At 71.5% G+C, this 7,003-nt stretch carries 9 protein-coding genes and 2 pseudogenes; 5 read left to right on the top strand and 6 right to left on the bottom strand.

Going from position 1 to position 7,003, the window contains the following annotated elements:
- Together MFF13_RS21610 and MFF13_RS21615 are read left to right on the top strand one after the other, a co-directional pair.
- Window positions 1–455 (top strand): hypothetical protein (locus MFF13_RS21610; protein WP_238272910.1); only part of this gene is annotated, 455 nt, incomplete at its 5' end.
- A 111-nt stretch (window positions 456–566) separates the two neighbouring features.
- Complete coding sequence (locus MFF13_RS21615) at window positions 567–995, top strand: hypothetical protein (protein ID WP_238272911.1); 429 nt, start codon at window positions 567–569, stop codon at window positions 993–995.
- Window positions 996–1,076: 81 nt separating this feature from the next.
- Here MFF13_RS21615 and MFF13_RS26585 read toward each other — a convergent pair.
- From MFF13_RS26585 to cysS, 5 genes and pseudogenes are all read right to left on the bottom strand, one after another.
- Window positions 1,077–1,307, bottom strand: a pseudogene (locus MFF13_RS26585) (diguanylate cyclase domain-containing protein); the annotation flags it as partial.
- Window positions 1,210–1,413 (bottom strand): diguanylate cyclase domain-containing protein, encoded by a 204-nt coding sequence (locus MFF13_RS26590; RefSeq protein WP_147764181.1) that lies wholly within the window; start codon window positions 1,411–1,413, stop codon window positions 1,210–1,212. The gene MFF13_RS26590 and the pseudogene MFF13_RS26585, both read right to left, overlap by 98 nt.
- Window positions 1,329–1,766 (bottom strand): hypothetical protein, encoded by a 438-nt coding sequence (locus MFF13_RS21625; RefSeq protein ID WP_147764162.1) that lies wholly within the window; start codon window positions 1,764–1,766, stop codon window positions 1,329–1,331. The genes MFF13_RS26590 and MFF13_RS21625 overlap by 85 nt, the downstream gene beginning before the upstream one ends.
- Window positions 1,766–1,975 carry a hypothetical protein gene (locus MFF13_RS21630; protein ID WP_147764161.1) on the bottom strand — a complete coding sequence of 70 codons (210 nt, stop codon included), beginning with the start codon at window positions 1,973–1,975 and terminating at the stop codon, window positions 1,766–1,768. Before MFF13_RS21630 ends, MFF13_RS21625 begins: the two co-directional genes overlap by 1 nt.
- A 371-nt stretch (window positions 1,976–2,346) precedes the next feature.
- A complete protein-coding gene (gene cysS / locus MFF13_RS21635) occupies window positions 2,347–3,723 on the bottom strand; it encodes a cysteine--tRNA ligase (protein ID WP_147764160.1) in 1,377 nt (458 codons plus the stop codon).
- 377 nt (window positions 3,724–4,100) lie between these two features.
- Here cysS and MFF13_RS21640 point away from each other — a divergent pair, with 377 nt between their 5' ends.
- On the top strand, window positions 4,101–4,451 hold the full coding sequence (locus MFF13_RS21640) for a hypothetical protein (RefSeq protein WP_147754539.1): 351 nt from the start codon (window positions 4,101–4,103) through the stop codon (window positions 4,449–4,451).
- Window positions 4,452–4,514: 63 nt separating this feature from the next.
- On the opposite strand, the gene MFF13_RS21645 is transcribed toward MFF13_RS21640, so the two are convergent.
- Window positions 4,515–5,042 carry a CreA family protein gene (locus tag MFF13_RS21645; protein WP_147815790.1) on the bottom strand — a complete coding sequence of 176 codons (528 nt, stop codon included), beginning with the start codon at window positions 5,040–5,042 and terminating at the stop codon, window positions 4,515–4,517.
- Between the two features lie 172 nt (window positions 5,043–5,214).
- Here MFF13_RS21645 and MFF13_RS21650 point away from each other — a divergent pair, with 172 nt between their 5' ends.
- Both MFF13_RS21650 and MFF13_RS21655 read left to right on the top strand, forming a co-directional pair.
- The gene (locus MFF13_RS21650; protein ID WP_147765371.1) at window positions 5,215–6,285 is read left to right on the top strand and encodes a DUF2865 domain-containing protein; all 1,071 of its coding nucleotides are present in this window, start codon (window positions 5,215–5,217) and stop codon (window positions 6,283–6,285) included.
- Between the two features lie 74 nt (window positions 6,286–6,359).
- Window positions 6,360–7,003: pseudogene (locus MFF13_RS21655) on the top strand (OmpA family protein); the annotation flags it as partial.

Consider the following 7,003-nt stretch of genomic DNA (forward strand, 5'->3'; position numbering starts at 1 on the left):
TGCGCGCATCCGCTCGCCCCGCATGGATCTCGGGCTTGCCCGAGATCCGAACCTACCTGCCGAAATCGGGCAGGCCCGACTTCGGTGGGGGAGAGGGCTCTGCCGACCTCGTCGTCGGCAAAGCCCTCGCCCCGCGCGCGGGGCGAGGGGATGCGCGCGAAGCGGACCGCCAGACGCGGGGATGTGTGAAGCGTGTCGCTCTCAGCGAAGGGCGTGACCCCTCTGGATCCGGCACGCCCCTCATCCCGACCTTCTCCCCTGGGAGAAGGAGCCGCAATGCGCATCGCATGCCGTGCCCGGCGTCTCCGTGTCGAAATATTGAATTCAAATGGGATGGCGCTGCGTCAGTGATCGGCGCGTCAAACCTTCCCCGGACGCGACCTGATCGGACGTTCGCCAATCAAAATTCTGTGTTCGTGCCGCTGATTCGCAATGCCGACAACAACCAGAAATGAAGACGACCTAACCCGGCCTGGTTTTTGCTACATTCGGCGGCGACCAAGACGCGGAGCAGCCATGACCCTCCCGGGGATCGATCGAGGCCGGCGTACCCGCGGAGGCGCGCGATGAACGCGGCGGCACGACCGGCGACGCTTGCCAATTCCGCCACACCCCCGGCGGCGCGATCCGAGCGGTTCGGCCTCGCCTACCGCCTCGGCCTGCCGATCGTGCTCTGGGTGCTGTTCGCCAACGGCGCCACGCATTACCGCGACCGGCACATCGTACCCGCGATCGGCCTGCGCGAGGTGGTGGAGGCCGAGGTGGCGAGCCGGCTATGCCCGGGCCTGCGCCTCGACGACGCAAGCTTCCGGCGCTTCTCCCAGGACCACGGCATCAACCATTCCGACCTCTACCAGAAGCGCTCGGTCTGGCTGCGCAAGGACGCGGACGCGCTGGAGCGCGACCTGCGCGCCGACCCGGAGGGCGGCTGCCGGCACATGCTCGACCTCTACGGCCGCGACGGCCCCGCGCCGCACCTTCTGGCGGTCCGCTGATCCCGGTTCGGCGGCGCCGTCAGGCCGCCGGTCGAGGGTCATCTCCGCGGCCCCATGCAGGATGCAGCGGCCCTTGCCGGAGGTCTTGGCGGCGTAGAGCGCCTGGTCGGCGCGCAGCATCATCTCCGCGAGTCCCATTTCGTTCGAGGCGTCCTCGTTCCGCACGACGCCGACGCCGACCTGCGCCAGAACGCCCTCGCCGATGCGGTAGGGCTCAGCGATCGCCGCGACGATTCCGGCGCCGAGCCGGTGCGCTTCCCGCTCGTCCAGCGATCCGGCGAGCAGCAGGAACTCGTCGCCCCCGAGGCGGCAGGCCGTGGCGCCGGGGCCGGCCTACCTCGCGCAGCAGGGCGTCGCCGGCCGCGTGCCCGAGGCGGTCGTTGACCTGCTTGAAGCCGTCGAGGTCGAGGTAGAACAGGTTCGCTCGGCGCCGGTCGCCTGCAGCGCCTCGAACGCCTCCTCCAGGCCGCGGCGGTTGACGAGTCCGGTGAGGGGGTCGGTGATCGAGCGGCCGTGGCTCTCCGGCTCACCGAGGATCGCCTGCACGGTCACCGCCGGGTGATGGCGCAGGATGCCCAGGTTCATCAGGATGAAGGCGGTGGTCTGCACCGCGATCAGCGGCAGGAATGCGACATGCGCTGCCAGGAACGTGGCCTTGTCGCTCATGTCGACGATCAGGATCTGCGCCATCGCATAGCGCGGAGCCGCGAAATTCCGGCCGACGATCCCGCTGATCGCCCCGAGGCCCGACGCGAGCACGACGATCGACATCACCGTGTCGTCGGACGCGACGGCGAGGCGATGGTGGCGCCCTGCAGGCAGGTCCAGAGCAGGCCGGTGGCGAAGACCGGCCCGGACGGCGCGCCGACTCGCCGCAACAGCACAGGGCGGAGGGCCAGCAACAGCAGGTCGAGGAACGCGATGACCGCGAAGACCGCGAAGACCGCCTGGTCCGACCGTAAATACGCGACACCGGCCACCGCGATGGTGTTGACGGCGCCGACGACGAGGGGGTCCTTGGACGTGAAGAACCCGGCGCGTAGGCGCTGCTCGACCGTGTCCGGCAGATCGGAACCGATCTCGGCGAGCTAACGCAGGACGCGATTTCGAGGCGCAGGGTACATCGTCGTGGCCTGGTTCGGGTGCTGAGAAGACCGCACCCGGCAACACTAGGACCAGACAGTGGAGATTCTATTCAGTCGGATCGGACGTTCGTCTCGTTCGCCGACGAAACTCCAGGGACTTTCACTACCCGATAATACAACTCAAAGTCTTTATTACAAGATGCTGACGACGTCTTCGACAGGATGGATCACGCCATCGCGTCGCTGGAGCCGGCCGGGGTGCGGGCCTAGACCACGCTCCAGGTCGTGCCGTCCTTGCCGTCCTTCACCGCGACGCCCATCGCCGCCAGCGCGTCGCGGGCGCGGTCCGAGGCGGCCCAGTCCTTGGCGGCCCGCGCCGCGGCGCGATCCGCGATCAGCGCCTCGATCGCCGCCACGTCGAGGCCGGAGGCCGCGACGGTGGCCTGGTCGCGCTCCGAGCGGGTCCGGTCGAGGAGGCCGAGCAGGTTCGCCCCGGCCCGGAGTTGCGCGGGGTCGTCGAGGCGGTGGATCTCGGCGAGCGCCGCGGCGGTGTTGAGGTCGTCGAGCAGCGGCTCGAGCACCGAATCCGGTGCCTCGGCGGCGGGGGCGGCGTCGCCGACGGCGCCGTACCAGCGGTCGAGCATCCGCCGCGCCTCCTCGAGGCCGCGCAGCGTCCAGTCGATCGGCTGGCGGTAGTGCGACTTCAGCATGGCCAGCCGCACGACCTCGCCGGGCCAATCGTTCAGCACCGCGCGCAGGGTGACGAAGTTGCCGGCCGACTTCGACATCTTCTCCCCCTCCACCTGGAGGAAGCCGTTGTGCAGCCAGGTGTTGGCCATCACCGGCGTGGAAAAGCAGCAGCGGGACTGCGCCACCTCGTTCTCGTGGTGGGGGAAGATCAGGTCGATGCCGCCGGCATGGATGTCGAAGGTCTGACCGAGGTGGCGCGCCGACATCGCCGAGCACTCGATGTGCCAGCCCGGGCGCCCGGGCGCGGCGATGCCCGACGGCGAGGGCCAGGACGGCTCGCCCGGCTTCGAGGGCTTCCACAGCACGAAATCCAGCGGCGAGCGCTTGTAGGGCGCGACCTCGACCCGGGCGCCGGCCTCCATCTCGTCCAGCGGCCGCTTCGAGAGCGCGCCGTAATCGGGCATCGAGGGCACGTCGAACAGCACGTGGTCGGCCGCCACGTAGGCGTGGCCGGCGACGACCAGCCCCTCGATCATCGCCACCATCTCCACGATGTGATCGGTGGCGCGCGGCTCGATCATCCGCGGGCGCCCCCCGGCGACGTTGACCGCGTCGGGCATCAGCACGCCGAGGTCGGAGAGGTCCGCGTGGAAGGCGGCGAGCGTCCCGTCGGTGAGTTCGCGGATGGTGATGCCGCGCTCGGCCGCGCGCGCGTTGATCTTGTCGTCCACGTCGGTGACGTTGCGGGCGTAGGTGACGTGGGCCTCGCCGTAGAGCCGGCGCAGCAGCCGGAACAGCAGGTCGAAGACGATGATCGGGCGCGCGTTGCCGATATGGGCCGCGTCGTAGACCGTCGGGCCGCAGGCATACATCCGCACGTGGCTCGGATCGATCGGCGCGAACGGCGCCTTGGCTCCGGTCAGCGTGTTGTAGAGCCGCAACATCGGCGCCATGAAACGTCCCTCGTCCTTCGCGGCCGCGATCCCGGCGGCGCGGCCTGCGCCCGGTGCCGGGCCGGCGAAAACTCTCGTTTGCCGTCAACGCCCTGGGCACGGCGCGCCGCCCCCGCCCGCGGGACCGGGCGCGACCCGCCCCGCCGCATTGCCGCCGGCTTCGCGCCGGGCCGTGTTGCGGATCGGCGACGGTCCGGCGGACCGGATCGGGCTACCCGAAATCCGTCAAGAATTCGAGACCGGCGCGATCGGCCCAGCGGACGAAACGCGGTCGACGCCGGAAAGCCTTTGTTTACCCCGCCGTCGGATTTTGGCGCTCGCTCACGATCCGCACGCAAGACTTCGAACCAGGGCCACCCCTGAACAAGGACGTATCCATGCGACGCTCGGCTGCCGGACTCGGCGCACTCGCTGCCGCTGCCCTCCTCGTCACCCTCGCGCAGGGCGCCTTCGCCGCGGGCGACGGCGAGACCCCGGCCGCCAAGGCGGCGCCCCATGTCGAGAAGACCTTCCTGATCCCGTCGAGCGACGGCTACGGCGTCGGCGAGTGCCTGACGAGCCCCGGCAGCGAGTGCGGCCAGGTCGTCGCCAACGCCTGGTGCGAGGCGCAGGGCTACGCCACCGCCAACGCCTACGGGATCGCGGCGGCCGAGGAATACACCGGCGCCATCGACCTCCCCGTGACGAAGCCGGCCGAGCGCCCGATCCGCATCACCTGCCAGGATTGAGGGCTTTCGGGATTTGGGCCGAGCCTTTCCCTCCCCCGTAAAGAGGGAGGGACAGCGCGGCGCTCAGCCCTTCAGGAACGCGCCGCATTTCGGCGGCGGCTCGGTGCCCCAGGGCATCAGGGGCACGCTCGAGGTGGAGTTCTTGGGCGAACCCTGGATCACCCGGTCGGAATAGACCATGTAGATCAGCGTGTTGCGCTTCACGTCGCAGCCGCGCACGATCTGCATCGACTTGAACACCAGCGAGCGGCGCTCGCTGAACACCACCTCGCCCTGGCCGAACTTGCCCGAGAACTGCACCGGCCCGACCTGGCGGCAGGCGAGCGAGATGTCGGACACGTCCTCGGCGAGGCCGAGCGTGCCCTTGATGCCGCCCTTCTCCGGCTGGGTGTACCAGCAGGCCACCCCGCTCACGAGCGGGTCGTCGACGCCGTAGACTACGAGCTTGTCGTTGGGCGTGAGCGGGCGCCAGACCGTCGACTTGTCGAAGATCCGGTCGGGCTCCTGCGCCGCGGCGGCCCCCGCGAGGCCGACCAGCGCCGACAGGAGCAGCGCGGCCCGCGCGCCGCGTGTGAGACCCCGAAGCAACATCGTTCACCATTCCCCCGCTTGTGTCGTCGCGGGCATGTAGGAGGGCTGTCGCCGATGCGCGAGGGCGTTTAAAAAAGTTAAGCCCGCCGGGGCTTCGTTTCCCGGCGCCGACCTTCACGACGCGGCGAACCGTTCACCCACCGCCCTGCGCCGAACCCCCGATCGTTCAGCCATGCCGTCGACGCGCCTTCGATTCCGCCCGCTCCGCCGCCCGCTCGCGATCCTCGCGCTGTGGCTCGGCGCGACCGTGGCCGCGCACGCCCAGGACCAGATCCAAACCCCGGTTCCGGCCGCGGAAAATTCCGCCCCGGCGCCGAGCCGCCTGCCGAGCGCGGCCTGCCTGCGCTACCGCTCCGAGTTGGCGAGCCTGAGCAACGGCGCCAGCACGGTGCGCGCGCTGCAGAGCGAGATCGGCCGGCTCGAGGCCTATCACCGCTCCTTGAATTGCGAGGGCGGCACCTTCCTGTTCTTCGACACGCGGCCCCCGCAATGCGGCGCCGTCGAGCAGCGCATCCGCGCGCTCAACGCCACCTATGGCGGCGCGGCGATCGACGACACCGGCGCCCGACGCCGCCAGCTCCAGGGGCTGGTGGCCTCGTCCTGCGCCGACTCCGCACGCGTCGACCCGGCGACCGGCGAGACCCATGCCCGCGGCGGCGCGCAGGTGATCTGCGTGCGGACCTGCGACGGCGCCTACTTTCCGATGCGCAACCTGCCCGAGGGCCGCACCGGCGCCGACGAGATGTGCCAGGCGCTCTGCCCCGGAACGGAGGCTGCGGCCTACTCGATGCCCTACGGCGACGACGCCCTGAAGTCGGCGGCGACCGTGAAGGGCAGCAAGGCCTACGTGTCGCTCGCCAACGCCTTCAAGTTCCGCAAGGCCTTCGTGCCGAACTGCTCGTGCAAGCCCGCCGACAAGACCTGGGCGCAGTCGCTGACCAAGGCCGAGAGCATGCTGGTGCGGCACAAGGGCGACATCTTCGTCACCCCGATGCAGGCCGAGGCGCTCTCGCGCCCGAGCCCGAAGGTCCGCCTCACCCTCGTCGGCCGCGCCGACCGGACCGCGGCGGTGCTGGCCGCCGACGCCGCCGAGCGCTCGGGCCTGCCGGTCGAGGTGGCGGGCAAGCCGGCGCCCGACCTGTCCGCCGAGCCGTCCGCCACCGGCACCGCCGAGCGCACGGTGCGGATCATCGCCCTCGACCGGATCGGGCCGGCCAAGGCGTCCTCGGCGAATCCCCCCTGAGCGGCGCCGCGCCGGAACCATCCCGGCGCTCGTGGGTTCGATTGGGCTTTCCACGATCCTTCGAGGCCGACCGAATGCGGACACTCCGCCTGCTGCTCCTGACCGGCACGATGCTGCCCGGGCTCGTCCTCGCTGCACCCGCCTTCGCCCGCGAGGACGGCGCCTCCGGCACGATCCTCCTGGCGCAGGGCGGCCCCGACGAGCGCGGACCGCGCGGCGGTGAAGGCCCGGGCGGACGCGGCGGCGAAGGGCGTGGCGGCGAAGGTCGTGGCGGCGGGCGCGAAGGCCCGGCCGGCGCCCCCCCCGGCGGCCGCGAGCGGCCCGAGCCTCGCCCCGAGCGGGCCGCCCCGCAGGAGCGTCCGCAGCCGCGCCCCGAGCCGCGCGAGGACCGCGCCCCGGCCGCGCGCCCGCAGGAAAGGCAGCAAGAGAGGCAGCAAGAGCGCCAACAAGAGCGGCCGCAGCCGGCCGAGCGTCCGGCGCCGCCCGCCGCCCGCGAGCGGCCGGACCCGCGCGAGGATCGCGCGCCCGCCGCAAGGCCGCAGGAGAGACCTCAGGAGCGGCCGCAGCCGGTCGAGCGCGCGGTGCCGCCGCCATCGCCCCCGGCTGCCCGCGACCTCGACCGCGCCGCGCCGCCCGCGCGTCGCGATGCCCCCGACAGCCGCCGCGAGGCCCCGGACGGGTCGCCCCGCACCCCGCCGGGCGACCCGTCCGGGGCCTC

The sequence above is a fragment of the Methylobacterium cerastii genome (assembly GCF_022179125.1).
Taxonomy (GTDB): Bacteria; Pseudomonadota; Alphaproteobacteria; order Rhizobiales; family Beijerinckiaceae; genus Methylobacterium; species Methylobacterium cerastii.

What these genes read in the sequence shown, in the direction of transcription:
- MFF13_RS21615 (WP_238272911.1), top strand. Translation starts at nt 567, where the DNA reads ATGAACGCGGCGGCACGACCGGCGACGCTTGCCAATTCCGCCACACCC.
- MFF13_RS21625 (WP_147764162.1), bottom strand. Translation starts at nt 1,766, where the DNA reads ATGTCGATCGTCGTGCTCGCGTCGGGCCTCGGGGCGATCAGCGGGATC.
- cysS (WP_147764160.1), bottom strand. Translation starts at nt 3,723, where the DNA reads ATGGCGCCGATGTTGCGGCTCTACAACACGCTGACCGGAGCCAAGGCG.
- MFF13_RS21640 (WP_147754539.1), top strand. Translation starts at nt 4,101, where the DNA reads ATGCGACGCTCGGCTGCCGGACTCGGCGCACTCGCTGCCGCTGCCCTC.
- MFF13_RS21645 (WP_147815790.1), bottom strand. Translation starts at nt 5,042, where the DNA reads ATGTTGCTTCGGGGTCTCACACGCGGCGCGCGGGCCGCGCTGCTCCTG.
- MFF13_RS21650 (WP_147765371.1), top strand. Translation starts at nt 5,215, where the DNA reads ATGCCGTCGACGCGCCTTCGATTCCGCCCGCTCCGCCGCCCGCTCGCG.